Consider the following 23,901-nt stretch of genomic DNA (forward strand, 5'->3'; position numbering starts at 1 on the left):
CCTAGCCCTGCGCCTCTGCAACGCCCAGCACCTTTCGGATCGCCCCGGTCAGCTGCCCCAGTTCGGCGTCCGTCGTGACAAAGGGCGGGGTCAGATAGACCACCTTGCCCATGGGTCGGATCCAGCAGCCCAGTTCTGCGAACCGCTGGCACAGGGCCCCGGCGTCGACGGGGGCCTCGAACTCCACCACCCCGATGGCCCCCAGGGTGCGGACATCCACCACGCCCGCCGCCTGCCGGCAGGGCTCGAGGCCAGACCGCAGGGCGGCCTCGATGCGCGCCACGTCAGTCTTCCAGGCGCCGGCCTCGAAGAGATCGAGTGACGCCCCCGCTGCAGCACAAGCCAGGGGGTTGGCCATGTAGGTGGGTCCGTGCATCAGGGCGGCACCGGCGTCATCGGACCAGAAGGCCTCGAAAATTCGCCGGCGGGCCACAGCGGCTGACAGGGGCAGGGTGCCGCCGGTCAGGGCCTTTGAAAGGGTGATGATGTCGGGGGTAACCCCCGCGCCCTGGCAGGCAAAGAGATCGCCGGTTCGGCCAAAACCGGTGAAGATCTCATCGAAGATCAGCAGCACATCGTGGCGATCGGCCAGGACCCGCAGCCGTCGCAAAACCTCATCCTCATGGATCAGCATGCCGCCGGCCCCCTGGATGCGGGGCTCGACGATCAGGGCGGCGATCTCGTGCCTCTTCTCGCCGAGGAGGGCGTCGAGGGCTTCCTCGCTGGCGGAGTCCCGGGGCAGGGCGGTCACATGCTGGCTGGGCATGACCCCGGAAAACAGGCTGTGCATCCCTTCGTCGGGGTCACAGATGGTCATGGTGGCCAGGGTGTCCCCATGATAGCCGCCGAGGAAGCTGACGAACCGGTTGCGCCCCTGGACGCCCCGATTGATCCAGAACTGGATCGCCATTTTCATGGCGATCTCCACCGACACCGAGCCGCTTTCGGCGAAGAAGACGTGGTCGAGGTCCCCGGGCAGGAGGGCGGCCAGGCGGCTGGCCAGTTCATAGGCCGGTGCGTGGGCCAGGCCGCCAAACATCACATGTGGCGCACGGGCTAGTTGTTCTGATACCGCCCTGGCGATGTGCGGATGATTGTAGCCATGGCAAGCCGTCCACCAGCTGGCGATCCCGTCCACCAGTTCGCGGCCATCCTCCAGGATGATGCGCGCCCCCGCCGTCCGGGCGACGGCCAGGGGCGCTGGCGCGGTCTTCATCTGACAATAGGGTCGCCACACATGCGGAGCGCCGCGCGCCAGCCAGTTGGTCATTTCAGGCTCCATGAGCAAGGATGCCGCCTTTAACGCGGGCGCAGCCTCGTGCATACCGCGCCCTGTGATCAACAGCCTCTCCACCTTTGCCGCCGCCAAGCTCCAGGACCTGGAGACCGCTCATCTTCGCCGTCGCCTGACGCCAACCCACCGCCTGGATGGCCTCTGGGTGGAGCGAGAGGGGCGGCGCCTGCTGTCGTTTTCCTGCAATGACTATCTGAACCTGTCACACCATCCGGTTGTGATCGAGGCCGCGGCGTCGGCGGCCCGGGCCTATGGTGCCGGGGCCGGGGCCTCTCGGCTGGTGACCGGCGATCATCCCCTGTTGAGCACCCTTGAGGCGCGTCTGGCCGCTTTCAAGGGCACTGAGGCGGCGTGTGTTTTCGGATCTGGCTACCTGGCCAATGCCGGGCTGATCCCCACGCTGATCGGCCCCGGCGATGGGGTCTTTGTCGATGAGCTGGCCCATGCCTGTATCTGGGCTGGGGCGCAGTTGTCCGGGGCCAGGATCATCCCCTTTGCCCACAACGACCTGACCCAGCTTGCAGATCGTCTGAGGGCCGAACGCCCTGTTCTGCGGCACGCCATGATCGCCACCGATGGGGTCTTCTCCATGGACGGGGATATCGCCCCCCTGGACAGGATCAGCGCCCTGGCGCAGGCGCATGAGGCCTGGTTGCTGGTGGACGACGCCCATGGGCTGGGGGTGCTGGGCCAAGGCAAGGGAACCGCGGCCTTGTTCCCGCAAGCTCAGGTTGACCTGGCGATGGGAACCTTCTCTAAGGCCATCGGCGGATACGGTGCCTATGTCTGCGCCTCAGGGCCGGTCATCGACTTGCTGCGCACCCGGGCCAGGACCTTTGTCTATTCCACGGGGCTGCCGCCGGCCAGCGCTGGCGCGGCCCTGGCGGCGTTAGAGATCATTGCCAGTCAGCCTGACCTGGCCGCCCGTCCCCTGGCTAAGGCCCGCCGGTTCACCTCGGCCCTGGGGCTGGCTGAGGCGCAAAGCCCCATCGTGCCGGTGGTCCTGGGGGATGCCGCCCGCACCTTAGGCGCCATGCGGGCCTTGGAGGCGCAAGGCTTCCTGGCGGTGGCCATCCGCCCGCCCACGGTGCCATTAGGAACCGCCCGCCTGCGGCTTGCCTTCACGGCTGGTCATGATGACGCCGATATTGACCGGCTGGCTACGGCGGTGGCCCCCCTGATGGAGACGGAATGATGACGCGATGGTTCATCGCCGGCGCCCACACCGATGTGGGCAAGACCTTTGTGGCTTGCGGTCTGATCACTGCGGCCCGGGCGAAAGGGCGCTCGGTCGAGGCCTTCAAGCCTGCGGTCAGCGGCTTGGATCCCGAAGACTGGGCCGATAGCGACCCTGGCCGTCTGCTGGCTGCCCTGGGTCGCCCCCTCAGCCCTGAGACCCTGCAGGCCATGTCGCCCCTGCGCTTCAAGGCCGCCCTGTCGCCGCCCATGGCGGCCCGCCGGGAGGGCCAGGATCTGCGGCTTGAGGCCATGGTCGACCTGTGCGCGGCCGCCCTGAGCGAGGCCACGGCGGATCTGATGCTGATCGAAGGGGCCGGCGGGGTGATGTCGCCGCTCTGTGAGGACGCCACCAATCTGGATCTGATGGCGTCCCTTGGCCTGCCGGTCCTGCTGGTGGGCGGGTCTTACCTGGGGTCGATCAGTCACACCCTGACCGCGGCCAGCGTCATCCAGGCCCGGGGGCTGGAGCTGGTGGCGGTGGTGCTGAGCCAGGACGCCGATCCCGCCGCGCCGGATTTTGCCGAAACCCTGGCCGATGTGGCGCACTTTCTGCCAGGCGTTCGGGTGATTCCCGCCCCTCGTCATGGACAGGCCTGGGCCGAGCCCCTGATCTGAGTGTACCACCGGGCTGAGGAGTCCTCCGACCATGCCGATCTCGCCGGCCTATCAGCCTGATCCCCAGTTCACCGTCCTGGGGGAGGGGTTCTTTGATCCGGTCTCTCCGTCCGACTTCCCGCAGACCAGACTGCGGTATCGAAATGACCGGGCCGCCAGGACCATAGGACTGGCCAGCCTTACCGATGAGGCCTGGCTTGGGCACTTCGGGCGGTTCCTGCCGCTGCCCGACAACATCAATCCGCCGGTGGCCATGCGCTATCACGGCCATCAGTTCCGCTCTTACAACCCCGACCTCGGCGATGGACGGGGCTTTCTGTTCGCCCAGGTGCGAGAGGCCGGGCGGGGCCGGCTTTTGGATTTGGGGACCAAGGGGTCGGGCCAGACCCCCTGGTCGCGGTCCGGGGATGGGCGTCTGACCCTGAAGGGTGGCGTGCGTGAGGTCCTGGCCACCAGCCTGCTGGAGGCGCTGGGCGTACCGACCTCCCGGTCCTTTTCCCTGGTGGAAACCGGCGAGGCCCTGGACCGCAATGATGAGCCCAGCCCCACCCGGGGTGCGGTGCTGACCCGGCTGTCGCACAGCCATATCCGCTTCGGGACCTTCCAGCGCCACGCCTTCGAAGAGCGCCCAGATCGCATCACGGCCCTGATCGACCATGTGATTGCCAACTACTATCCCGGCCTGGAGGCCGCCCAAGATCGCCCCGTCGCCCTTCTGGAAGCGGTGATCGGTCGAATGGCGCGGCTGACCGGGGCCTGGATGGCGGCGGGCTTCGTGCATGGGGTGCTGAACACCGACAACATGAACATCACCGGGGAGAGCTTTGACTATGGCCCCTACCGGTTTCTGCCCCGGAACGACCCCAATTTCGTCGCGGCCTATTTCGACCATGGGGGGCTCTACAGCTTTGGCCGCCAGGCCGAGGCAGTTTTCTGGAACCTGCGCCAGCTGGGGGGCTGTTTCAGCCTAGTCAGCCCGCCTGAGCCCCTGGTTGAGGCGCTCAATCTGTTCGCAGGCGTCTACCGCACAGAGCTGGCTCGGGCCATGCGGGCGAGATTGGGAGTGGAGAGCCGGGGCGTCGATGCCGACGCTGAGCTGGTCCAGGCGGCCTTCCAGGCCCTGGCGGCGGGCGGCGACCTTCTGCGCTGGGAGCCGTTCTTCTTCGACTGGTTCGGCGGGGATGAGGGCAGGGCGCTGGCAGGCCCCCGGGGGTCGCTGTACCGGGAGGAGCCCTTTGCCGCGTTCCGGGAGCTTCTGGCCGCCTATCGCCCGGTCAACCCCGCAGGTCTGAGCCATCCCTACTTCGCCGGGGAAGACCCTCAGGAACTGATCTATGACGCGATCGAGGCGATCTGGGCGCAGATCGATCAGCAGGACGACTGGAGCCTGTTCGAGGCCAAGCTGGTTGCCATTGAGGCCGCCCGCGAGGCCTATGGCCTGAGCGATGACTAGGCTGGTTTCAGGGCCGGCGGGTCGGGGCTGGGGCGCGGCCGGGCCGACCACTGGGCAAGGGCGACGCCGGCCAGGGTGACCGCGGCACCGAGCGCCTGAACGGGCCCCAGATACTCGGCGAACAACATCCAGCCGGCGCAGGCCGCCACCACGGGCTGGATCAACACGACCACAGAGGCGGTGGCGGCCGGCAATCGGCCCAGGGCCCAGGCGATGGCACCCTGGCCCGCCACATGCAGCACGCCCAGGCCCGCACAGGCGGCCCAGCCCCCCAGGCTGGCCGGAATGATCGGTTCCCCCAGGAGCAGGGCGGCGATCAGCAGCAGGGGTGCGCCGGTCAGGCTCGACCAGAACATGATCCTCAGGGCGCTCTGAGTTTGGCGCGCCGCGCTCACCGCCAGGAAGTAGAAGGCGTACCAGAGTGCGGTCAGGGCGGCCGCAGCATTGCCAAGGCCAGGCGCAGGACCATGGGCACCCCCCTTGGCCGCCGCCATGGTGAAGGCCCCAGCCAGGGCCAGGGCCACGGCCAGCAGGAACAGTTTGCGCGGGGTCTGACGCAGGAAGATCCAGGCGACCGCCGTCACCACCACGGGGGTCAGGTTGGTGAGAACCGTGGCGTTCGCCACCGAGGTCAGGGCAATGCCGTAGTGCCAGAATCCAAGATCCAGGGCGAACATCACGCCGGCCAGCAGCGCCAGTCGCGAGGGGCCGCCGTCGATGCCGGTGCCGCCACGCATGCTCATCAGAGCCAGGAGCGGCAGGGCGAAGGCCAGGCGCCAGAAGCCCGCGGCCGCTGAGCCTGTGTCGGAGAGCCGAACAAGGATTGGCACGAAGCCAATGACCACCGCCCCGAAGATCAGCACCGCCAGGGCGCGTCCGTCCCCGACCCGGGGCACCTCTGCCGTGCTCAAATGCCCATCTCCTGGCGAAGGTCCTGCGGCGAGACGCCCGCCTCCCGAAGGGCGTGCAAGGTCTCCGCCCTGTCACGCTTGGCGTAGCGCTTTCCGTCCGGCCCCACCAGCAGGCGGTGGTGCCGGTAGATGGGGGCCGGGAGGCCAAGCAGCGCCTGCAAGACGCGCTGCACATGTGTGGCCTCGAAAAGGTCGCAGCCCCGGATCACATGGGTCACACCTTGCAGGGCGTCATCGACCACCACCGCCAGGTGATAGGCCACCCCCACATCCTTACGCGCCAGGATGACATCACCCCCCAGGTCAGGTCGCACCTGGATGTCGCCCGTCTCCCCAGCGGGACCTGCGCCCTCTTCGTGGAAGGCCAGGCGGTTCAGTTGCCCCAACCTCACCTCTGCGGCGTCCAGGGACAGGCGCCAGGCGAAAGGTTCATCCCTGGCCAGACGGCGGGCTTCCTCGGCCGTGGGCAGGGGCTTGCTGCGGAAAGACTCCATGGCGCCATGCGGGGCACTGGCCATGGCCTGGGCCACCTCCTTGCGGGTGTGAAAGCAGCGATAGACGAGACCCTCGCGCCTCAACTGCGCGAGCGCCGCCTCATAGTCGGCCAAATGCTCGGACTGGCGACGGACGGGGCCATCCCAGGACAGGCCGAGCCAGGCCAGGTCCTCGAGGATCGCGGCCTCGAACTCAGGCCGACAGCGGGTGACGTCAATGTCTTCGATCCGGAGCAGGAAGCGGCCGCCTGCCGCCTTGGCCGCCTGAAACGCCTGCATCGCCGAATAGGCGTGCCCCCGGTGCAGCCGGCCGGTGGGCGAGGGGGCGAAACGGGTGACGAAGGGCGCTTGCACCCCATGGCCTTAGCGCAAGAGCGCATGCATTCAAAGAGGCGCAGGGCTATGGGCTCTAAACGTCTTGAGGGTCCGTGGGCTAGAGGCCTTTGGTGAAGACGGCGACATGATCCAGTACCCCACGAAGGAACGCCTCTTCGCCGCCAAGGGCGTCCTTGAGGGGGTCAAACTGCTTGAAGCTGGTCATCTCGGCCAGTCCGTGGGCAGCGCACCAACAGGCGATGGTGGCCAGTTCCAGGCTAATCTCGTCTGCGGGATCTGCGCCGGCGGAGATCAGCACATTCTTGACCCGGCCATAGGCGCTGTTCTCGTCCTCAAGCACATCGGCGGGCATGTCGGCCTTGTCCCGGGAGCAGTCGTACATCACCCGATAGAGGTCCGGATGCCGATTGGCGAAACCCACATAGGCGACCCCCAATTCGCGCACCCGATCGCGCGCAGAAGTATGAGCCTCCCGGGCCGCCTGAAAGGCGATGGCGAGCTTATCCCAGCCCTCATGGGCCACGGCGTCGAGGAGTTCGCTCTTATCCTTGAAGTGGTGATAGGGGGCCGCCGGGCTGACCCCAGCCTCCCGGGCCACCGCGCGCAGGGACAGGGCCGCGGCCCCTTCTCTTTCCAGGAGCCGACAGGCGGCTTCCACCAGCGCCCGGCGCAGATCGCCGTGATGATAGGGGCGGGACTCGGGGGGATCAGATTCTCTCATTACCTCGATTGTAATTCTCTATCTGATCGCCGTAAAGATCATCTTGACGACGCTTAGATGCGCGCTATCTTAGCGTTGTTAAAATAAGAACCTGCCCCCTCCCCGGGGCCTAACTCAAAAGGTGTGTGTCATGTCTCTCGCGTCTCTCTCGGCCGTCGAACGGGTTTTCGACCGTCTCACCCCGGCCTTGTTTATCGCCCTTAGCCTCGCCCTCAGCGGCGCGCTCCTGGGTGCCTTCGCCTGACGGCGACCTGTTTTTCTCCTAGTCTGTCGCCTTGAGGGAGCCTGCCGGCTCCCTCTTTTTTTTGCGCAATGCCCCGCATAACTCGCCATGGAGCCGTCACAGAATCGCGCCTATGCTCACCCGTCCCAAGACTTGTTCCTGGGGCGATATGGGAGGGAGGATCGGCGTCTTCAGTCTCAGTGCGTATGTCATAGGGCCTCAACAGGCCGCGCTGCCGATGGTGCAGCAATGCAGGTAATCCAGCAGCCCCCTTCAGGCTGGCCAGCCCTGGTGCTGAACGCTGATTACCGGCCGCTCAGCTACTATCCCCTGTCAATCTGGCCTTGGCAGGAGGTGATCAAGGCGGTGTTCCTGGATCGGGTCGATGTGGTCTCGACCTATGACCATGAGATCCGCTCCCCGTCCTTCTCCATGCGTCTGCCCAGCGTTGTGTCGCTGAAGAGCTATGTGTCGCAGGACCGCCCCCCGGCCTTTACGCGTTTCAATCTGTTCCTGCGGGACGGCTTTTCCTGCCAGTATTGCCGATCTGGCGAGGACCTGACCTTCGACCATGTGGTGCCAAGATCCCGGGGCGGGCGCACCAGCTGGGAGAACATCGTTACCGCCTGCGCCCCCTGTAATCTCGCCAAGGGTGGCCGCACGCCCCAGGAGGCCGGCATGCGCCCCCTGATGCCCCCCCGCCGGCCCCAGGCCTACGAGCTGCAAGACCGCGGCCGCCGCTTCCCCCCCAATTTCCTGCACCAGAGCTGGCTCGACTACCTCTACTGGGACATTGAGTTGGAGGCGTGAGCGCGCCAGGCACCCCGCTGGCCCCGGCGCGCCTTCACGGGCCCCTAGCCCCCCGCCGCGAGGCTTTCGGCGATCGTTGCGGCGAAGGGGGTGGTGGGCCGACCGATCAGACGCGACAGCTGACTCGACCGATCAAAAAGGGCTCCTTTGGCCGCGGCAGCATCAGAATTGGAAAGCAGCTCTGCCACCGGCGAGGGCAGTCCAACGCCGATGAGGGTGTTGCGGAACTCAGCTTCCGCAAGATGGGCATAGGCCACCGGCTTGCCGGTCTGGCGGGCGATCTCGGCGGCGAACTCCGTCAGGGTGTAGGACCCGTCGCCGGCCAGTTCGTGCACCACCTGCGGTCCAGTGTCCTCGATCAGGGCCCGGGCCGCAGCTTCGGCATAGTCCTGTCGGGAGGCGCTGGAGATGCGACCCTCGCCGGCGCTTCCCAGGAAGGTGCCATGGGCCAGGGCGGCCGGGATCGAGGCCGCATAGTTTTCCGTATACCAGCCATTGCGCAGCAAGGTGTAGGCAAGGCCACTGGCGCGGATCAGGGCTTCGGTCTGACGATGCTCCTCCGCCAGGCCCAGGCTCGAGGTGTCAGCCTGCAGCACGCTGGTATAGGCCAGCCGTTTGACCCCAGCTCGGGTGGCAGCCGCGATCACATTGCGATGCTGGCCGAGGCGCGCGCCCAGGGCGTTGGACGAGATCAGCAGCAGCCGGTCCACATCCTTCAGGGCGATGTCCAGGGTCTCGGGGCGCTCATAGTCGCCTTGCCGGACCTCGACACCGTCGGGGAACGGGGCGCTGAGATGGGCTGGGTCACGCACCAGGGCGACCAAGGTGCCTGGTGCCAGGCGGGTGGCCATGGCGTCGATGACGAGACGGCCAAGCTGGCCATTGGCACCGGTGACGGCGACGCGGAAGGGGATGCTCATGGGAGTTTATCGGTCTCTTGTTGTTGACAAGGTCTCATTTAGAGACCGATAAGCGCCACCGTAAGACGGCACTGCGCCGTCGCCTGGTTACGCCGGAGTCACCACATGGACGCGCGTACCGCCCTTGGGGCCAAGTTTTCGCAGTGGCTGGCCATGGGGCCCGATCCCACAGGCTGCCCGGTGCGCAATCTGCTGGACCGTCTGGGTGACCGCTGGTCGATGCTCCTGTTGGCCGCCCTGGCCGATGGACCCAAGCGGTTCAGCGCCCTGGCCCGGGTGATCCCCGATATCTCCAAGCGTATGCTGTCTCAGACCCTGCGCAGTCTGGAGGGCGACGGGCTGGTTCTGCGGGATGTTCAGCCCACTGTACCCCCCAGCGTGACCTATTCTCTGACCCCCCTGGGGGAGAGTTTCACGACGCCACTGCTTGGGCTTGTCACCTGGGCTGAGGCCCACTTCGGCCTGGTCCAGGCGGCCAGGGCCAGGGCCCTGATGGTTCCTATTGGGACGAGCGCTCATGAGACCCCGGCCCCGGCGCCCTCAGAGCACTAGTCAATCGACGGACAATGCCGCTTCTATGGCGGCCACCAGGGTCGCCCGGTCGAAGGGCTTCGCCAGGGCGCTTTGCGCGCCAATGGCCAAGGCCATGTCCAAGACCGTGTCGGCGCCGATGGTCCGCCAGCCGCCAGACATGGCGATGATGGGCAGGTCTGGCCAGTCCATGCGGATGTCGGTGATGGTCTCTATGCCATCACGGTCTGGCATGAATAGATCCATGATCACGAGATCAATGGGCTGATCTTTCAGGACCTGTATCGCTGTTACCGCTGATGATGAAAGGACTGCGTCAAATCCAGCAAGCCTAACTTGGGTACCAATAGTTTGTAACAGTGTTACGTCGTCATCGACCAGAAGTATCAAAGGTCGAGTTTTCATAGAAAGCGACTCCCAACAATGAGCCGTTCCTAGAGGTGTTTGATTCAGCGCGCATGAGGGCTCGCCCTATAGGCGAAGTGTGCACCTTGCGCACGTCTGGATCAGTTCGGCGCACCCGGCTGGGTCACATGCCAGAAGGCCGCAGCGCCCAGGGCCAGGATTCCGGCGGCGAAGGTGACAGACAGCGCCCCTGTCTGGCTGAGCAGCGCACCCCCAAGGCCCCCCCCAAAGGCCTGTCCCAATGATGTCGAAGACCCATTGAAGGCCAGCGCCAAGGGGGCAGAGGCTGGCGCCTTGACGATCAGACGGGTCTGGATCACCGGCAGGATCGAGAACAGGGCGGTAGACCCAACCAGCACTGCCAGCCCCACCGTCCCAAAGGCCAGGAGCCCCGGCGCACCACCCCGGGCGAGTTCCAGCCCGTGGAGCGCCGCCGCCGCCGCCAGGCCGACAAACCCCAGGGTGACGCTCAGGCTTCCGGCCCCCCGATCGGCTGCCCGGCCGCCCAGGGTCAGCCCCAGTAAACTGCCAACTCCCACCAGCATCTGGAAGGCGGCAACACCGGCCCCCGTCACCTCGACCTGTAGGCGCAGGATCGGCGCGATATAGGTGGTGATCGTCATATTGGCCCCGAAGGCCAGGAAGGTGGCGATGAACAGGGGCATGACGCCTGCGCCCCGAAGTCCCTGGCCAACGCCCGGCGCCGGAGGCGAAACCCTGGGAACAAAAATCAGGATCGCTGCCAGGGCGAAACCGCTCAGCCCGGCCGACAGCAGAAACGTCGCCCGCCAGCCGAAGGCCGCCCCCACCACGCTGCCGAGAGGAATGCCCATCAGAAAGGCCACGGTCATGCCGCCCATCACAATGGCCAGGGCCGAGCCCCGTCGCTCTGGCGGCACCAGAGCGCTGGCGGCCGCAGAGGCGGCTGGCCCGGCCAGAGCGCCAATCGCCCCCAGCAGGGCGCGCAGGAACAGCAAGGCGCCATAGCCCGGGGTCATCAGGCAGGCGAGGTTGACGACGACCGCCGCCCCCAGGGCGATCAGCAGGACGCGCTTGCGCTCAAACCGGCCCACCAGAAAGGCGAGGGGGGGTCCCAGCAGGGCCGAGGTCAGGACATAGACGGTCTGAAGCTGCCCGGCGGCACCGACGGACACGCCGAGTTCAGCGGCCATGGGTTCCAGCAGTCCCGCAAAGATGAAGGCCCCAGACCCAAAGGCGAAGGTGGAGAGCGCCAGGACAAAGATCTTGATGTTCAAAACAGGTGCCCGGTCAGCCTGGGGTCCTCCCTGGCTACCGTCCCCTTCACTGACCCCCGTCGACATTGCCGAGCTCCCCCTCCGCCGTCACGTGATCGTTGATCAGGGGGTGCGCCGTCCCTGCGGTCAATCACAGGTTTTCTGGCGGTGTCATTAGGAAGCGATATCAGCCGCCTAGATCCGTCATCGTGTCCGGGGGCAGCTCAGACCGTTGATCAGGCGCTCGGCAGGGTCAGCCGACAGGTTACGCCCTCTGGGGCGAAGTTCAGCCAGGCACCGCCCCCATGGCCGCGCAGGGCGTTCCCCAACAGGCGCGAACCAAATCCTTGTCGTTCCGGCGGGCGCACAGGGGGCCCGGCGACCTCCCGCCAAAGCAGTTCAATGTCCTGATCCAACAGTCGCCAACTGATCTGCACCTGACCGCGGGCTGTCGAGAGCGCCCCATATTTGGCGGCATTGGTGGCCAGTTCGTGCAGGGTCATGATGAGGCTGAGCCCGGCCTCTGGCTTAACTTTCAGGCCCTCGACCGGGCCAGCGATCACCATGGCCTCGGCGGAAAACGGTGCCATCGCCGCCGCCACGATCTCGGCCATTTCCGTATGGGACCAGGCATTGGCGGCGATCACGTCATGGGCCCGGGACAGGGCGTCCAGGCGCTGGTGTACCCGCTGACGAAAGGCCTGCGCCTCCCCGCCAGACGCCCTCCAGCTGTGCTCAACAATGGCGTGCACATTGGCCAGGCTATTCTTCACCCGGTGGTTCATCTCTCCGACCAGCAGGTCCTGCCGTTCCCGCACACGCATCTGTTCGGAGATATCTTGGGCCGCGCCGAGAATCCGCTCCGGGACGCCCGCCCCGTCGAACAAGACCCGCCCGGCGCTGCGGATCCAGCAGACCTCTCCACCTCGCCTGACGATGCGGTGCTCCAGGGTATAGTCAGGGGCCTCTGGGGACGACATGGCCGCAAGGGTGGCCGTTTTCACCCGAGGCCAATCCTCCGCATGCACCCGGTCTCGGTAAAGACGGAGGTCCACGGCCTGTTCGGCCTCGATATCGAGCAGCTCTCGCAGGCGGGTGTCCAACTCCAACAGGCCAGCTGCGGGGTCATAGTCCCATACGCCCAGATGTGCGGCGTCCAGGGCCAGGGCCAGCCTATGCCCCTCCCCTTCAGCATGCCGCCGCCGCCGCCGGTTCTGGCTGATATCCAGGGCAATGAAGCCCACCTGGCCGGGGGTCTCTGGAATCGGCGCAAAAACCGCCATGAACCAGCCCGGCGGCTGGCCTTCGAGGTGCAGGACGCCCTCGACCACTTCGGAGGACCTTTGCGCAAGACAGCGCCGAAGCACAGTCAGGCGACGGGCGATATGGCTTTCTGGAACCCCAAGGCTCCGTGCGCTCATCCCGTCAAGCTCGCCAGGGCGGCGACGGTGAAAGGCGCAGGCGCTCGCATTCGCGTTCAGATAGCGATAGTCCCCGTCCAGCGGCTCCAGAACCCCAGCCATGACGTTTGGTGTCTGCAACAGGACCGCCGCCAGGGTCGGCGGCAGGGCGTCGACGCGCCAATCTGGGCCGTGCTCGGCCATTCGCCGTTCCTCACCAGCCACTGAGGCTGGCGTAACAGTGACGCCGAAAGGAGCAGATATACAACCCAGAGTGTGTCATTACCGACAGGGCCGACACTGAGGCGAGTTGTCGCAGTCAGACCTTTTCGCTGATCCTGATCGCGGTCCGGCAGCCGGCCCGGATCACGGCGGAGAGCAGACCGTAGCCCGGAGCGTCACGGGCACCTTCCTCGACGGCGAGGTCGCGGTGCGCCAATTCTTCTTCTCGGAACTTGGCCAGTTCGGCGGCAAGCGCCGGTTCGCGGTCTGCCAGTTCGGCCACCTGGGCGGCGTAGTGTTTTTCAATCACCGACTCCACCGCCTCGGTGCAGGCATGGGCGGCCTTCTCTCCCATCAGGGCGGTTCCGGCACCCAGGGCGAACCCGGCCAACCGCCAGAGGGGCGTCAGGACGGTGGGACGGACGCCATGTTCGTTCAGCAGGGCGTCAAAGCGGGCCAGATGAACCGCCTCATGCCCTTCCATTTCTTCCAGCTGGGCGGCCAGTCGTTCCTTGCCTCGGGCCGCGCCCAGCACAGCGCGTTGGCCCTGGTAGATATGGACAGCGCCCAACTCGCCGGCGTGATCAACCCGCAGGATTTCAGCCAGCCGGGCTTCCAGAGTTCCAGCACCTGGGCGGGGCGGGACAGGTTTATCGCTCATCGTTTGGCACGCTCATAGGCGGCGGCCGTGAGACTCAGACCCGCCAGGATCAGGGAGATGACGGCGTTCCAGCCCGCCATGGACAGGCCGATGAAGACCCATGGGGCGGTGTCGCAGGCTGGGGCTGAGATCGCCTCGCCTGCCAAGAGGCCGCTCATGGCGTCCAGGCTGACTGCGCCGCCGGCTGAGGCGCAGGCCGAGGGACCTGGCCACCACTTCCACTCGGCACCTGCGTGATAGACAGCCACCGCCGTGCCCACGAGGAAGATCAGGCCCAGCAGCAGGTTGAAGGCCGGGCGAAACCGCCCCCCGCCCTGAAGTCTGGTCAGGATCATTCCCGCCAGGGCGACGCTGGCGGCGACCCAATAGACTTCCCGCTGTCGCAGGCAGAGGGCGCAGGGTGCCAGCTCGCCAAAGGTCTGAAATCCATGGGCGGTGGCCAGCATGCCCGCCGAGGCGAGCAGGGCGGTCAGGCGCCAGCGGTGAAGGATCGGTTCGAGGCCAGGGATCATGCAACTCGATTGAACCGCACTTTCGCGCTCTGCGCCACTGGCTCACAGCCTAGTCTGCGGAATTGCCTTGGCTGGCTTGTGCGACAGGGAGACTTTGATAGATAGTTACAGATGATACTATCTCGCCGATGGGAGATTTCCATGACCGCCCTTGCGACCACCACCTCCGCCGATCTGTTTGAGAACCCGCTGGGCACCGATGGATTTGAATTTGTGGAGTTCACCTCGCCGGAGCCGGAGCGCCTCGGGGGCCTGTTCGAACTCATGGGCTTTACGGCCGTGTCGCGGCATCGGTCGAAGAACGTGGTCCGCTACCGGCAGGGCGACATCAACTTCCTTTTGAACATGGAGCCTGCGGGCCAACCTGCGGACTTCCGCGCCGCCCATGGTCCCTCAGCTAACGCCATGGCGTTTCGGGTGCGGGATGCCGCCAAGGCCTTGGCCCTGGCGGTGGAGCGTGGGGCAAAGCCGGTACGGGGACCGGTGGGGCCCATGGAACTGAATATTCCAGCCATTGAGGGGATCGGCGGGTCAAACCTCTATCTGGTGGACCGCTACGGTGCCCAGGAGATCTATGACGTCGACTTCGTCCCCATTCCCGGCGCGGCCGAACTGGAGGCCCAGCGCGGGGTTGGCCTGACCTATCTGGACCACCTGACCCACAACGTGTTTCGCGGCAACATGGCCAAGTGGGCGGACTTTTATGAGCGCATCTTCAACTTCCGTGAGATCCGCTATTTCGACATCGAAGGTGCCCAGACCGGCCTGTTGTCCAAGGCCATGACCAGCCCCTGCGGCAAGATCCGCATCCCCCTCAATGAGAGCCGGGACGACCACTCCCAGATCGAGGAATTCCTCAGGGACTACAAGGGAGAAGGCATTCAGCACCTGGCGCTCGGAACCGACGACATCTACGCCGCCGTGGAGACCATGCGCGGACGCGGCCTTAGGTTCCAGGACACCCCAGAAACCTATTACGACCAGATCGACGCCCGGGTGCCCGGCCATGGCGAGGACCTCCAGCGCCTTCGCGCCGATCGTATCCTGGTGGACGGCGCCCCAACCCAGGGCCAAGGTCTGCTGCTGCAGATCTTCACAGAGAATATGGTCGGACCGATCTTCTTCGAGATGATCCAGCGCAAGGGCAACGAAGGGTTCGGCGAAGGCAACTTCAAGGCGCTGTTTGAGTCCATTGAACTGGATCAGATCCGCCGCGGTGTGCTGCCGAAGAAGGATTGATGATGCGGACGATCGCTTTGGCTGTGGTGCTGGCGGGTTTGATGACAGGGAGTGCGATGGCGCAGCCGAAGTGGGCGATCGTGGTGCATGGGGGAGCTGGCGTCATCGAGCGCGCCGATCTCACCGCTGACCAGGAGGCCGCCTATCGCACAGCCCTGACCCGGGTGACCGAGGCCGGCGGCAAGGTGCTGGCGGACGGCGGCTCGGCCCTCGACGCCATCGAGGTCGCCATTCACCTGTTGGAGGATGATCCCCTGTTCAATTCCGGCCGTGGGGCGGTGTTCACCGCCGAGGGCCGCAATGAGCTCGACGCCTCGATCATGGATGGGGCGACGCTCAAGGCTGGCGCTGTGGCCGGCGTCACCCGGACGCGACACCCGATCTCCCTGGCGCGGGCGGTGATGGAAAAGTCGCCGCATGTGATGCTCATGGGCCAAGGTGCCGACACCTTCTCACGAGAACAGGGTCTCGAGCAGGTGGAGCCCGCCTACTTCTTCACCGAGCGCCGCTGGCGGTCCCTGGAGAACTTCCTCACCGAACAGAACCTGCCGATCCCGCCGCGTCCGGCGGGGGCCAAGCTTGCTGATGAAGCCGCAGCCCTGGCCCACGACGAGGGCAAGTACGGCACCGTAGGCGTCGTGGCCCTGGACCAGGCCGGCCATGTGGCGGCGGGCACCTCAACCGGCGGCACGACAGGCAAGCGCTGGGGCCGGGTGGGGGACAGTCCGATTATCGGGGCTGGCAACTATGCGTCTGACGCCTCCTGCGCGGTCTCGGCCACCGGGACCGGCGAGTTTTTCATCCGCCTGACCGTGGCCCGGGAGGTCTGTGCCCTGGTGGAACACAAGGGCCTCTCGCTGCAGGCCGCCGCCGATCAGGTCATTCAGAACCAGCTCACCGCCCTGGGGGGAGACGGCGGCGTGATCGCGGTCGCTCCTGATGGCCAGATGGCCTGGAGCTACAACACCTCGGGCATGTACCGCGCGCGCCTGGCGGCTGGCGAACCCCTGAGCGTGGGGATCTATAAGGACGAACCCTGATGGCACCCCGCAACTGGATCCCCGTGCGCGGCGCTCAAGGCGTCCATTCACGGCAGGCCCATGCCGACATGCCCGCCGGCACCTATGAGCGGGAGATGTCCAAGGAAGGCTTCTTTGGCCCCGCCGCCTTCCTGCATCATCCAAGGCCGCCCACGGGATGGAGCCACTTTGAGGGCCCCTTGAGGCCGAGAGCCTTTGATCTGGCGCGCCTGAACGCCCCGGAGGCCTCCCCCTGGAGCGCGCCGATCGTGCTGCATAACGGGGCGACGGAAATCCGCTTCTGGAAGCTGGACCAGCCCATGCCGGGCCTCGTGCGCAATGCCGATGGCGACCAGTTGCTGTTCATCCACCAGGGCGCGGGCGATCTGTTCTGCGACTTTGGCCGGATCGGCTTTGGGGCAGGTGACTATGTCTATCTGCCCCGGGGGACTATGTGGCGGCTGGTTCCGTCTGCCCCCTGCGCCATCCTGACCATCCAGGCGACCAACAGCCACTTCACCCTGCCCGACAAGGGTCTGCTGGGCCCCCACGCCATCTTCGATCCGGCCCTGCTGGACACCCCGGTGATGGATGAGGCCTTCCGGGATCATCAGGCCCAGGATCACCAGACCACCGTGGCCATCAAGAAGCGCGGCCAGATCTCCACCGTGACCTATCCCTATAATCCCCTGGACGCTGTGGGCTGGCATGGGGAACTGGCGCCGGTGCGGCTGAACGTGGCCCATATCCGGCCGGTGGTCAGCCATCGCTACCACCTGCCCCCCAGCGTCCACACCACCTTCCTGGCCGACCGGTTCGTGGTCTGCACCTTTACGCCCCGGCCCTTCGAGACCGATCCGGGCGCGCTGAAGGTGCCGTTCTTCCACAACAATGACGACTATGACGAGGTGCTGTTCTACCACGCGGGCGACTTCTTCAGCCGCGACGGCATCGATGCCGGCATGATGACCTTCCACCCCTCAGGCTTCACCCATGGGCCCCACCCCAAGGCGCTGAAGAACATGCTGTCCCAGCCCAAGCCGGCCACGGACGAATATGCCGTGATGATCGACACCCGTGATCCGCTGGAGGTGGGCGAGGCTGCCGGTGCGGTGGAGAACACCGCCTATGTGGACAGCTGGAAGGCCCGATGAACGCGGCGATCCATGATGACCTGGAGGCTGCTGCCCGGGAGGAGCTGGTCCAGGCCTGTGACCTGGGCTGGCGGGCGCTCTCGGCCTGTACCCCCTGGGGGGACACCTTCGAGGGCTTCAGCCCCCAGGGCCGCCCCGTCTGTTTCGAGCGAGCCTACATGTGGGAGGATGCGCCCGGCGGCGACATCCGCGTGGAGGTCCATGTCTATGAGGCCCGAGCCTTCGAGGCCGGCGTGCGGCTGGTCCAGACCCTGATGCAACGTCAATCCTGACCCCAAAGCGGAGATCCCCAGATGAAGCTCGCCTCCCTGAAGTCTGGCCGGGATGGCCGTCTTGTGGTGGTCTCCAACGACCTGGCCTGGTGCACCGATGCGGCCACCATCGCCCCCAACTTGCAGGCCGCCCTGGACGACTGGGAGCGCTGCGCGCCCATGCTACGCGCCCTGGCCGAGAGCCTGGAGCATGGGGGCGTGCCCAGGGACCGGTTCCACGAGCACGATGCCGCGAGCCCCCTGCCGCGGGCCTATCAGTGGGCCGACGGCTCGGCCTATGTGAATCATGTGGCGCTGGTCCGCCGGGCGAGGGGGGCTGAACTGCCCCAGAGCTTCTGGACCGATCCCCTGATGTACCAGGGGGGCTCCGACGGCTTCCTGGCACCCCGTGATCCTATCCCCCTGGCGGACGAGGGCTGGGGCTGCGACCTGGAGGCCGAGGTGGCGGTCATCACCGGCGACGTGCCGCAGGGGGTGAGCGCGGCCGAGGCCCTGGATCATGTGCGGCTGGTGCTGCTGGTGAACGACGTGTCCCTGCGCAACCTGATCCCCGATGAACTGGCCAAGAATTTCGGTTTCTTTCAGTCCAAGCCGGCCTCGGCCTTCTCGCCCGTGGCGGTGACGCCGGACGCGCTTGGCGAAGCCTGGCGGGATGGCCGTCTGCATGGCGCTGTCGAGGTGGAGCTGAACGGTCAGGTGCTGGGGTGCGCCGACGCCGGTGTCGACATGACCTTTGATTTCGGGATGCTGATCGCCCACGCCGCCAAGACCCGCAGCCTCAGCGCCGGGACGATCATCGGCTCCGGCACGGTGTCGAATCGCGGCCCGGACGGCGGTCCAGGAAAATCGGTGGCTGAGGGCGGAGTTGGCTATTCCTGCCTGGCGGAGGTGCGCACCGTCGAGACCCTGGCCCACGGGGCGCCCACAACGCCGTTCCTCAAGGCAGGCGACATGGTGCGGATTGAAATGCGCGACGGGCGCCGCCACTCCCTATTCGGTGCCATCGAGCAGGAGGTTCAGGTCCCATGACCGCCCAGTCCCGGCCAGAGCCGACCGACTCTGCGGCCCTCCAGCTGGACGCCTATCTGCCCTACCGGCTGTCGGTGGCCTCCAACGCGGTCAGCCGGCTGATCGCCCGGGCCTATGAGGACCGATTTGGCCTGACCATTCCCCAGTGGCGGTTGATCTGCGTCCTGGCCGAGGACGGGCCGGTGAACCAGAGCGCCCTGGTGGCGCGCACCGGCATGGACAAGGTCACCGTCAGCCGCGCGGCCCAGGGGCTCGCCAAGCGCCACTTGCTGGAGCGGTCCCAGAATGATCAGGATGGCCGCTCCCATGTGGTGGCACTGAGCCTGGAAGGGACGCGCCTGCACGCCGAGGTGGCCCCTTTGGCGCTGGCCTATGAGGCGGCCCTGATCTGCGGCCTCGATCCCAGCGAGGTGGCCCTGCTCAAGCGCCTGCTGATGCGCCTGCAGTCCGCCGCCGGGGTCCTGGCCGGGGAGCGGAGCGAGGTAGGTTAGAGTTTCCAGTTTAGCGCGCGTTTTTTCCGATAACCGGTGCCCACCTATCGGAACGCGCTCTACCCCCAGCCCAGCGCCACGGCACCGTGATAGACCCCCATGGCCGCCAGATAGGCCAGGGTGACCATGTAGGCGAACATCACCGTGGGCCACAGCCAGCTGTTGGTCTCGCGTTTGACCACCGCCAGGGTCGGGGCGCACTGCGGCGCAAACACGTACCAGGTCAGAAACGCCAGCCCCATGGCCAGCGACCAGTCCGCCGACAGGGCGCCGGCCAGGGTCCCCACGTGGTCTTCAGCATTGGCCACCGCATAGACGGTGCCGAGCGCCCCCACGGCCACTTCCCGCGCCGCCATGCCGGGGATCAGGGCCACGGTCATCTGCCAGTTGAAGCCGATGGGGGCGAACAGGGGATGCAGCAGGTGGCCGAGCTGGCCGGCAAAACTGTAGTCGATGGCCGGTCCCGTGGCGCCCTCCGGCGGATAGGGGAAGGTGGACAGGGCCCAGATCAGCACCATCAGCGGCAGGATGATCCGGCCGGCCCGATTGAGGAAGATCGCCGCCCGCTGCCACAGATTGCGCAACACGCTCTTGGGGTCGGGGGTCTTGTAGGTGGGCAGCTCCATGAGGAACGGCTCCACCTGACCGCGCCAGAACAGCCGCCTTGCGATGAACGAGATGGCCAGGGCGCTGGCGATCCCGGCCACATAGAGGCCGAACATCACCAGCCCTTGCAGGCTGGCGAAGCCCCAGACCGTCTGGTTGGGAATGAAGGCGGCGATGATCAGGGTGTAGACGGGAATCCGCGCCGAACAGGTCATCAGCGGCGCCACCATGATGGTGGTCAGCCGGTCGCGCCGGGAGTCGATCACCCGGGTCGCCATCACCCCGGGAATGGCGCAGGCGAAGGACGACAGCAGCGGAATAAAGGCTCGCCCATGCAGGCCGGCCCCGCCCATGATCCTGTCCATCAGGAAGGCGGCCCGGGCCATGTAGCCAAAGTCCTCCAGCAGGATGATGAACAGGAACAGGATCAGGATCTGCGGCAGGAAGACCAGGACGCTGCCGACCCCGGCGATCAGACCATCGACGATCAGGCTTTGGATCAGTCCGACGGGCAGGACGGTGGCCACCAGTCCCCCAAGGGCGCCCAGCCCCCCCTCGATGCCGTCCATCAGGGGCCCGGCCCAGGCGAACACCGCCTGGAACATGACAAACAGCAGGGCCAGCAGGATGGCCAGGCCGCCCACCGGGTGCAGCAGCACGGCATCGATCCTGCCGGTCAGGGTGTCGGGCCGCTCGGCTGGCCGCACATGGGCTTTCATCAGCCGCTGGGCCTCGGCATGCGCCTGCCGGATCTCGGCCGGACTCGGCTCATGCCAGGTGCTGGGGCGCTCCAGCCCGCCTTCGCCAGCCAGGGCCTCGACCTTGGCCTCGATGGCGCCCACCAGATCCTCAATGCCCCGCTTGCGGGTGGCCACCGTGGTGATGATCGGCGCGCCAATCGCCTCAGACAGGCCCTTAATATCGATGCGCAGCCCCTGGCGCTGGGCGATGTCGTACATGTTGAGCGCCAGCACCATGGGCCGGCCCACCTGGCGCAGCTCCAGGATCAGCCGCAGCACCAGGCGCAGATTGGTGGCGTCGGCCACACAGACCACCACATCGGGCGGGGTCTCGCCCTTCAGCTGGCCCAGCACCGCGTCCCGGGTCACCGCCTCGTCGGGGCTGCGGGCGCGCAAGGAATAGGTGCCCGGCAGGTCCAGGACCGCGACCGCACGCCCGCTGGCCGTGGTGATGGTCCCTTCCTTCTTTTCCACTGTCACGCCGGCATAGTTGGCCACCTTCTGGTGACTGCCGGTCAGGGCGTTGAACAGGGCCGTTTTGCCGGAGTTGGGATTGCCCACCAGGGCGATACGGGCGACGGCGGCGGCAGTCATGCCACAGGCTCCGGCGTCAGGACGATGATGATGTTGGCACCGTCCCGCCGGCGCAGAGCCACCCGCATGTCGTCCAGGCGCACAGCGATGGGATCGTGACCCAGGGCGCCTTCATGGATGACCTCTAGCCGCGCGCCCTCCACAAACCCCAGCTCCAGCAGCCGCCGCTCCAGCTCATCGGCGTCCAGGCCCCCGCGCCCCTGGTCCGCCGGCGCGCCCACCGACCCGATGATCCCCCGGTCCCCCAGCCGCGCCTGGCTCAGCCGGACCTCACCGGGCGCAGGCCCTGGCGCGAGGCTGGCGTGAGGAGGGGCAAGGGGGGCAGGGACATCCATGGGCGGGATCCAGAGGGGCGCAGGGGGCGAAAGGATAAGCGCCCACAGCACAATATTGCAAACGATTATCAGTTACGACTGCCCCGCCCCCGAGGCAAGCCCCCCAGATGCGCCCCCAGCCTGACCAAGATCAGACCCGCCGTTGACGCGCCGCCGCGTCTGGCTAGATTGCGCCTCCCGCAGGCCCCTGTGGTGGAATTGGTAGACGCGCCGCACTCAAAATGCGGTACCGCGAGGTGTGTCGGTTCGAGTCCGACCGGGGGCACCATCGGCCTGTTCGTGCGGGTGGACCCGTCCGCCGGCAAGCTGCGGCGGTTGAAGTCTCGACACCAGGGTAAGGCGCAGGCGCAGGCGCTTGATCCCTACCCCGATGTCAGACCGAAGACCCTCAGATCAGGCGCTTTCGACCGCGCGAACCGGCTCCAGCGGCGGCTGGTTCAGGGCCTCGCGATAGTTCTGATGGAAGTGGTGCAGGGCCGGCTCGTTGCGGCCGAGGATGACCTCCTTGAGCTGACCGGTCTCGGCCGTGCGCTGCTGGAGCGCGCCCATCACATAGTCTTCCTGCTCGATGGTGCTCTTGAAGACCTCGAACGCGCTCTGCAGGCTCGGCCCCCTGCGTTCGTTTGAGGGATCATAGACGGCGCGGGGGTCGACACCTGCGGCGTCGCGGGCTGCAGCCTCAGCGGCCGTCTCGGGGGAGAAGTAGAAGCTGACCTTCGTCATCGAGCGCCCCGGGTTGGCCGGGTCGGGATAGATGCGGATCAGGGTGGCGCTCTCGCGGCTGCAGATCAGCTGGATATTGGGGAACAGGTAGTAGAGCACAAACGTGCTGCCTTCGACCCGCCACTCCGACTCTGGCAGGGCGCGCAGGCGGTCAATGCCGCGGCTGGCGGTGACAAACCGGTGGTGGCGGCCGAACGCCTTGAAGTGGAGATTGTTGCCGTAGAACACCCGGCCCAGCGTGTCCTTGTGCAGCTTTCCGAAGTGGTAGGTCTCGCCGAATGTATCGTTGGCGAACTTCCAGTTGAGGTCGCCGGGGATCGGGGTGGCGCCCGCAAAGCCGTGCCGCTCCAGGCCAAAGGAGGCCAGCTCGGCCGCGAGCTCGGCACCCAGCAGGTCGTCCACATCCAGATGGCCGTCGGCCTGGGGATGCACCCAGAGCAGGCCGTCGCGCTCAACCGCCGGCAGGGCGATGAGGCCGTGGCACGACTTGTCGATGGCGCCGAAGTGATCCTCGTTGGGGATGGCGATGAGGTCGCCGGTGTTGGCGTAGCTCCAGTTGTGGAAGGGGCACATGAAGATCGACTGCTTGCCGCGCGGCTCGGCGGCCACCTTCACGGCGCGGTGGCTGCAGGCATTGAGGAAGGCGCGGAAGACGCCGTTCTTGTCGCGGGTCGCCAGCAGCGGCGTGCCGAAATCGTCGAGGGTCATGAACGTGCCCGGCTCCGGCAGGTCCTGTGACAGGCCGATGAGCTGGGGGTGGTTGCGGAAGAAGGTGTTCCACTCCGTGGCCGCCTGGTCGGGGCAGACATAGGCTGCGGTGGGCACGCGGTACTGCACGCCGGCGTCGATGTTCCGGCCCTCGTCGAGCTGCTGCATCAGCTCTTTCAGGATCTCGACCTGGAGTTCGTGTTTCATGCGGTGATCTCTCTTGTGAGGTCTGAACCCGTCGGGTTGGCGACGGCATTTCGCACCAAGGCGAACGTGGCGGCCGGCATGGGCGGCGAGGTCGCCTGGACACCCTGGCCCCAGACCAGGACCATCGCTTTATTCAGAGCCTTCGGGCGATCGAACGCGATGGAGCGGGCCATGCCCCCATTATGGACCGATCAGTTCAGAATAACAATGGTTTCGAACGACGCCCCCTTGGGGGCATCTCTGGGGGCACGCCGCCAGTTGACTGGGAATAAAGCGTTATAAAACAGATAGATGTGAGCGAATTGCGGTGCGAGAGCGACCGGGTTGCCAATCTTGTGCATTCAAATCTGTGGTCGACAGCGTCCGCTGCGTTGGGCCAGCGTGAAGTGTCTGGTGCAGCCACGTCTGGGGTGGCGAGCTGGACACGGCGGGGTGATGCCTATGGCCGGTGGTGTATTCGCCTCCCGCCAAGCCCATCGGCTCACCTATCAATGGCAATCGGAAACTGAGGTTGACCGCCTTCAGGACCGCGCCCGCAAGCTGGAAAAGCGCCTATGGCCCGACAGGGGTAAGCCCGTCCCGAGGGGCCGCAACCGGGAGCGGCTGCTAGAGGCGTGGGAAGATGCCGACGGGGCCTTTGAAAACCTGTTTGCCGCGACGGTGCTGCGCCGCTGAGGCGCTTTGATGTAGGCTTCGCCCGACGCCTACCAGCGCGGAACATGAGGTCTGAGATGTGGCGGAGTTTCATCGGGGCTTTTCTGGCGCTGTCGCTATCGAGCGCGGCAACCGCTCAAGCGCCTGA

26 protein-coding genes and 1 tRNA gene are annotated in these 23,901 nt (G+C 66.4%); 13 read left to right on the forward strand and 14 right to left on the reverse strand.

The window, feature by feature from the left end; genetic code table 11:
- Position 1 precedes the first annotated feature (1 nt).
- Positions 2–1,270, reverse strand: a complete 1,269-nt coding sequence (locus tag MH112_RS13190; RefSeq protein ID WP_296568506.1) for an adenosylmethionine--8-amino-7-oxononanoate transaminase — start codon at positions 1,268–1,270, stop codon at positions 2–4.
- Positions 1,271–1,337: 67 nt separating this feature from the next.
- Between MH112_RS13190 and bioF the strand changes: the two genes are divergently transcribed.
- The 3 genes from bioF to MH112_RS13205 are packed head-to-tail and all read left to right on the forward strand — an operon-like array spanning position 1,338 to position 4,601.
- On the forward strand, positions 1,338–2,489 hold the full coding sequence (bioF, locus tag MH112_RS13195; protein ID WP_296568587.1) for an 8-amino-7-oxononanoate synthase: 1,152 nt from the start codon (positions 1,338–1,340) through the stop codon (positions 2,487–2,489).
- On the forward strand, positions 2,486–3,148 hold the full coding sequence (gene bioD / locus MH112_RS13200; RefSeq protein ID WP_296568508.1) for a dethiobiotin synthase: 663 nt from the start codon (positions 2,486–2,488) through the stop codon (positions 3,146–3,148). The genes bioF and bioD overlap by 4 nt, the downstream gene beginning before the upstream one ends.
- A gap of 31 nt (positions 3,149–3,179) precedes the next feature.
- Positions 3,180–4,601 carry a protein adenylyltransferase SelO gene (locus tag MH112_RS13205; protein ID WP_296568510.1) on the forward strand — a complete coding sequence of 474 codons (1,422 nt, stop codon included), beginning with the start codon at positions 3,180–3,182 and terminating at the stop codon, positions 4,599–4,601.
- Here MH112_RS13205 and MH112_RS13210 read toward each other — a convergent pair.
- The 3 genes from MH112_RS13210 to MH112_RS13220 form a co-directional block, all read right to left on the reverse strand.
- Positions 4,598–5,512, reverse strand: coding sequence for a DMT family transporter (locus MH112_RS13210; protein ID WP_296568511.1), 915 nt, complete (start codon positions 5,510–5,512; stop codon positions 4,598–4,600). The genes MH112_RS13205 and MH112_RS13210 overlap by 4 nt on opposite strands.
- On the reverse strand, positions 5,509–6,360 hold the full coding sequence (gene gluQRS / locus MH112_RS13215; protein ID WP_296568513.1) for a tRNA glutamyl-Q(34) synthetase GluQRS: 852 nt from the start codon (positions 6,358–6,360) through the stop codon (positions 5,509–5,511). The genes MH112_RS13210 and gluQRS overlap by 4 nt, the downstream gene beginning before the upstream one ends.
- A 79-nt stretch (positions 6,361–6,439) precedes the next feature.
- The gene (locus tag MH112_RS13220) at positions 6,440–7,063 is read right to left on the reverse strand and encodes a TetR/AcrR family transcriptional regulator (RefSeq protein ID WP_296568514.1); all 624 of its coding nucleotides are present in this window, start codon (positions 7,061–7,063) and stop codon (positions 6,440–6,442) included.
- A gap of 472 nt (positions 7,064–7,535) precedes the next feature.
- On the opposite strand from MH112_RS13220, the gene MH112_RS13225 reads away from it, so the two are divergent.
- On the forward strand, positions 7,536–8,096 hold the full coding sequence (locus MH112_RS13225; RefSeq protein WP_296568515.1) for an HNH endonuclease: 561 nt from the start codon (positions 7,536–7,538) through the stop codon (positions 8,094–8,096).
- A 44-nt stretch (positions 8,097–8,140) separates the two neighbouring features.
- Here the strand turns inward: MH112_RS13225 and MH112_RS13230 are convergent, their stop codons facing one another.
- Complete coding sequence (locus MH112_RS13230) at positions 8,141–9,016, reverse strand: SDR family oxidoreductase (protein ID WP_296568516.1); 876 nt, start codon at positions 9,014–9,016, stop codon at positions 8,141–8,143.
- 105 nt (positions 9,017–9,121) lie between these two features.
- Between MH112_RS13230 and MH112_RS13235 the strand changes: the two genes are divergently transcribed.
- Positions 9,122–9,568 carry a helix-turn-helix domain-containing protein gene (locus MH112_RS13235; RefSeq protein WP_296568517.1) on the forward strand — a complete coding sequence of 149 codons (447 nt, stop codon included), beginning with the start codon at positions 9,122–9,124 and terminating at the stop codon, positions 9,566–9,568.
- Here the strand turns inward: MH112_RS13235 and MH112_RS13240 are convergent, their stop codons facing one another.
- The 5 genes from MH112_RS13240 to MH112_RS13260 all read right to left on the reverse strand — a co-directional run bounded on the left by MH112_RS13240 (position 9,569) and on the right by MH112_RS13260 (position 13,982).
- Positions 9,569–9,952: a response regulator gene (locus MH112_RS13240; protein ID WP_296568519.1), complete on the reverse strand. Its 384-nt coding sequence runs from the start codon at positions 9,950–9,952 to the stop codon at positions 9,569–9,571.
- Positions 9,953–10,053: 101 nt separating this feature from the next.
- Positions 10,054–11,274: an MFS transporter gene (locus MH112_RS13245; protein WP_296568521.1), complete on the reverse strand. Its 1,221-nt coding sequence runs from the start codon at positions 11,272–11,274 to the stop codon at positions 10,054–10,056.
- A 149-nt stretch (positions 11,275–11,423) separates the two neighbouring features.
- Positions 11,424–12,791: an HWE histidine kinase domain-containing protein gene (locus MH112_RS13250; RefSeq protein ID WP_296568523.1), complete on the reverse strand. Its 1,368-nt coding sequence runs from the start codon at positions 12,789–12,791 to the stop codon at positions 11,424–11,426.
- A gap of 115 nt (positions 12,792–12,906) precedes the next feature.
- A complete protein-coding gene (locus tag MH112_RS13255; RefSeq protein ID WP_296568525.1) occupies positions 12,907–13,470 on the reverse strand; it encodes a demethoxyubiquinone hydroxylase family protein in 564 nt (187 codons plus the stop codon).
- Positions 13,467–13,982, reverse strand: a complete 516-nt coding sequence (locus MH112_RS13260) for a disulfide bond formation protein B (protein ID WP_296568527.1) — start codon at positions 13,980–13,982, stop codon at positions 13,467–13,469. The genes MH112_RS13255 and MH112_RS13260 overlap by 4 nt, the downstream gene beginning before the upstream one ends.
- Positions 13,983–14,123: 141 nt before the next feature.
- Between MH112_RS13260 and hppD the strand changes: the two genes are divergently transcribed.
- The 6 genes from hppD to MH112_RS13290 are packed head-to-tail and all read left to right on the forward strand — an operon-like array spanning position 14,124 to position 19,186.
- A complete protein-coding gene (gene hppD / locus MH112_RS13265; protein ID WP_296568529.1) occupies positions 14,124–15,221 on the forward strand; it encodes a 4-hydroxyphenylpyruvate dioxygenase in 1,098 nt (365 codons plus the stop codon).
- The gene (locus tag MH112_RS13270; RefSeq protein WP_365787309.1) at positions 15,221–16,261 is read left to right on the forward strand and encodes an isoaspartyl peptidase/L-asparaginase; all 1,041 of its coding nucleotides are present in this window, start codon (positions 15,221–15,223) and stop codon (positions 16,259–16,261) included. Before hppD ends, MH112_RS13270 begins: the two co-directional genes overlap by 1 nt.
- Entirely contained in the window at positions 16,261–17,394 is a 1,134-nt protein-coding gene (locus tag MH112_RS13275; protein ID WP_296568531.1) for a homogentisate 1,2-dioxygenase, read from the forward strand. The genes MH112_RS13270 and MH112_RS13275 overlap by 1 nt, the downstream gene beginning before the upstream one ends.
- Positions 17,391–17,666: a hypothetical protein gene (locus tag MH112_RS13280; RefSeq protein ID WP_296568533.1), complete on the forward strand. Its 276-nt coding sequence runs from the start codon at positions 17,391–17,393 to the stop codon at positions 17,664–17,666. Before MH112_RS13275 ends, MH112_RS13280 begins: the two co-directional genes overlap by 4 nt.
- A 21-nt stretch (positions 17,667–17,687) precedes the next feature.
- The gene (locus MH112_RS13285; RefSeq protein WP_296568535.1) at positions 17,688–18,695 is read left to right on the forward strand and encodes a fumarylacetoacetate hydrolase family protein; all 1,008 of its coding nucleotides are present in this window, start codon (positions 17,688–17,690) and stop codon (positions 18,693–18,695) included.
- Positions 18,692–19,186, forward strand: a complete 495-nt coding sequence (locus tag MH112_RS13290) for a MarR family winged helix-turn-helix transcriptional regulator (protein WP_296568537.1) — start codon at positions 18,692–18,694, stop codon at positions 19,184–19,186. The genes MH112_RS13285 and MH112_RS13290 overlap by 4 nt, the downstream gene beginning before the upstream one ends.
- Before the next feature lie 59 nt (positions 19,187–19,245).
- Here MH112_RS13290 and MH112_RS13295 read toward each other — a convergent pair whose 3' ends face one another.
- Both MH112_RS13295 and MH112_RS13300 read right to left on the reverse strand, forming a co-directional pair.
- Positions 19,246–21,126, reverse strand: coding sequence for a ferrous iron transporter B (locus MH112_RS13295; RefSeq protein ID WP_296568539.1), 1,881 nt, complete (start codon positions 21,124–21,126; stop codon positions 19,246–19,248).
- Positions 21,123–21,461, reverse strand: a complete 339-nt coding sequence (locus MH112_RS13300; RefSeq protein ID WP_296568541.1) for a FeoA family protein — start codon at positions 21,459–21,461, stop codon at positions 21,123–21,125. The genes MH112_RS13295 and MH112_RS13300 overlap by 4 nt, the downstream gene beginning before the upstream one ends.
- Positions 21,462–21,644: 183 nt before the next feature.
- On the opposite strand from MH112_RS13300, the gene MH112_RS13305 reads away from it, so the two are divergent.
- Positions 21,645–21,729, forward strand: a tRNA-Leu gene (locus MH112_RS13305).
- Between the two features lie 125 nt (positions 21,730–21,854).
- On the opposite strand, the gene MH112_RS13310 is transcribed toward MH112_RS13305, so the two are convergent.
- Together MH112_RS13310 and MH112_RS13315 are read right to left on the reverse strand one after the other, a co-directional pair.
- A complete protein-coding gene (locus MH112_RS13310) occupies positions 21,855–23,099 on the reverse strand; it encodes an aromatic ring-hydroxylating dioxygenase subunit alpha (protein ID WP_296568543.1) in 1,245 nt (414 codons plus the stop codon).
- Entirely contained in the window at positions 23,096–23,272 is a 177-nt protein-coding gene (locus MH112_RS13315; RefSeq protein WP_296568544.1) for a hypothetical protein, read from the reverse strand. The genes MH112_RS13310 and MH112_RS13315 overlap by 4 nt, the downstream gene beginning before the upstream one ends.
- Positions 23,273–23,540: 268 nt before the next feature.
- Between MH112_RS13315 and MH112_RS13320 the strand changes: the two genes are divergently transcribed.
- Positions 23,541–23,774, forward strand: coding sequence for a hypothetical protein (locus MH112_RS13320; protein WP_296568547.1), 234 nt, complete (start codon positions 23,541–23,543; stop codon positions 23,772–23,774).
- The last annotated feature ends 127 nt before the right edge of the window (positions 23,775–23,901 follow it).

This window comes from Phenylobacterium sp., from assembly GCF_022402485.1.
Classification (GTDB): Bacteria; Pseudomonadota; Alphaproteobacteria; order Caulobacterales; family Caulobacteraceae; genus Phenylobacterium.

Coding starts and splice junctions, on each gene's coding strand:
- MH112_RS13310 (WP_296568543.1), bottom strand. CDS start 23,099: ATGAAACACGAACTCCAGGTCGAGATCCTGAAAGAGCTGATGCAGCAG.
- MH112_RS13260 (WP_296568527.1), bottom strand. CDS start 13,982: ATGATCCCTGGCCTCGAACCGATCCTTCACCGCTGGCGCCTGACCGCC.
- MH112_RS13220 (WP_296568514.1), bottom strand. CDS start 7,063: ATGAGAGAATCTGATCCCCCCGAGTCCCGCCCCTATCATCACGGCGAT.
- MH112_RS13245 (WP_296568521.1), bottom strand. CDS start 11,274: ATGTCGACGGGGGTCAGTGAAGGGGACGGTAGCCAGGGAGGACCCCAG.
- MH112_RS13205 (WP_296568510.1), top strand. CDS start 3,180: ATGCCGATCTCGCCGGCCTATCAGCCTGATCCCCAGTTCACCGTCCTG.
- MH112_RS13320 (WP_296568547.1), top strand. CDS start 23,541: ATGGCCGGTGGTGTATTCGCCTCCCGCCAAGCCCATCGGCTCACCTAT.
- MH112_RS13250 (WP_296568523.1), bottom strand. CDS start 12,791: ATGGCCGAGCACGGCCCAGATTGGCGCGTCGACGCCCTGCCGCCGACC.
- MH112_RS13300 (WP_296568541.1), bottom strand. CDS start 21,461: ATGGATGTCCCTGCCCCCCTTGCCCCTCCTCACGCCAGCCTCGCGCCA.
- bioD (WP_296568508.1), top strand. CDS start 2,486: ATGATGACGCGATGGTTCATCGCCGGCGCCCACACCGATGTGGGCAAG.
- MH112_RS13285 (WP_296568535.1), top strand. CDS start 17,688: ATGAAGCTCGCCTCCCTGAAGTCTGGCCGGGATGGCCGTCTTGTGGTG.
- MH112_RS13290 (WP_296568537.1), top strand. CDS start 18,692: ATGACCGCCCAGTCCCGGCCAGAGCCGACCGACTCTGCGGCCCTCCAG.
- MH112_RS13275 (WP_296568531.1), top strand. CDS start 16,261: ATGGCACCCCGCAACTGGATCCCCGTGCGCGGCGCTCAAGGCGTCCAT.
- MH112_RS13295 (WP_296568539.1), bottom strand. CDS start 21,126: ATGACTGCCGCCGCCGTCGCCCGTATCGCCCTGGTGGGCAATCCCAAC.
- MH112_RS13230 (WP_296568516.1), bottom strand. CDS start 9,016: ATGAGCATCCCCTTCCGCGTCGCCGTCACCGGTGCCAATGGCCAGCTT.
- MH112_RS13225 (WP_296568515.1), top strand. CDS start 7,536: ATGCAGGTAATCCAGCAGCCCCCTTCAGGCTGGCCAGCCCTGGTGCTG.
- MH112_RS13190 (WP_296568506.1), bottom strand. CDS start 1,270: ATGACCAACTGGCTGGCGCGCGGCGCTCCGCATGTGTGGCGACCCTAT.
- MH112_RS13280 (WP_296568533.1), top strand. CDS start 17,391: ATGAACGCGGCGATCCATGATGACCTGGAGGCTGCTGCCCGGGAGGAG.
- MH112_RS13235 (WP_296568517.1), top strand. CDS start 9,122: ATGGACGCGCGTACCGCCCTTGGGGCCAAGTTTTCGCAGTGGCTGGCC.
- MH112_RS13315 (WP_296568544.1), bottom strand. CDS start 23,272: ATGGCCCGCTCCATCGCGTTCGATCGCCCGAAGGCTCTGAATAAAGCG.
- MH112_RS13255 (WP_296568525.1), bottom strand. CDS start 13,470: ATGAGCGATAAACCTGTCCCGCCCCGCCCAGGTGCTGGAACTCTGGAA.
- MH112_RS13270 (WP_365787309.1), top strand. CDS start 15,221: ATGATGCGGACGATCGCTTTGGCTGTGGTGCTGGCGGGTTTGATGACA.
- hppD (WP_296568529.1), top strand. CDS start 14,124: ATGACCGCCCTTGCGACCACCACCTCCGCCGATCTGTTTGAGAACCCG.
- MH112_RS13240 (WP_296568519.1), bottom strand. CDS start 9,952: ATGAAAACTCGACCTTTGATACTTCTGGTCGATGACGACGTAACACTG.